Source organism: Streptomyces sp. PKA51, from assembly GCF_057552455.1.
The window spans coordinates 1-832 of record NZ_BAAJPZ010000055.1; the positions used below are offsets into that span (position 1 = coordinate 1).

Below are 832 nucleotides of genomic sequence, written 5' to 3' on the forward strand. Positions count from 1 at the left end.
GCACTCGGGTCCGCCCACCCCGGACGACATGGACGAGCTGCTGAGCATGCGGCGCGGGACGAAGGCGTTCTTCGCGCACCCCAAGGCGATCGTCGCCTTCGGTCGCGAGTGCAACAAGCGCGGGCTGTACTTCGGCGACGCCGACGTGGGCGGCCGCCGCGTTCCCGCCTGGCGCGGTGTGCCGGTCTTCCCCCTGGGCAAACTGCGGGTCAGCGAGCAGGGCACCACCTCGATCCTGGCGATGCGCACCGGCGAGGACGCCGAGGGCGTGATCGGGCTGCGGCAGACCGGCATCCCGGACGAGTACGAGCCCGGGCTGAACGTGCGCTTCATGGGCATCAGCGACCAGGCGATCATGTCCTACCTGGTCAGCACCTACTACTCGGCCGCCGTCCTCGTGCCCGACGCGCTGGGCGTCCTGGAGAACGTCGAGGTCGGCCGCACCACCGGCGACTGACCCGCTCCTCCCCCCTGAACCACGCCACGTCCTGGACCCACCGGTACGTCATAAGGAGCTCCCACCATGACCACCACCCCTGACGCCCCCGCCCACGCGCACGTCCTGCGCACCGCCTACCAGAAGGCGGTCGCCGAGTACTGGAACAACGAGAAGGACCCCGTCAACCTCTCCCTCGGTGACGTCGACGGTCTGTATCACCACCACTACGGGCTCGGTGACTACGACCCCTCCGTCCTGGAGGGTCCGGAGGAGACCCGGGATGCGCGCATCGTCGAGGAGCTGCACCGCCTGGAGTCGGCCCAGGCCGACGTCCTCCTGGACCACCTGGGCCCCATTGGTCCCGGTGACCGTCTGCTGGACGCCGGTTGCGGC

General features: G+C 69.8%; 2 pseudogenes. Both read left to right on the top strand.

The window, feature by feature from the left end:
- Window positions 1–457, top strand: a pseudogene (locus AC27L3_RS29525) (Crp/Fnr family transcriptional regulator); the annotation flags it as partial.
- Window positions 458–523: 66 nt separating this feature from the next.
- Window positions 524–832: pseudogene (locus tag AC27L3_RS29530) on the top strand (SAM-dependent methyltransferase); the annotation flags it as partial.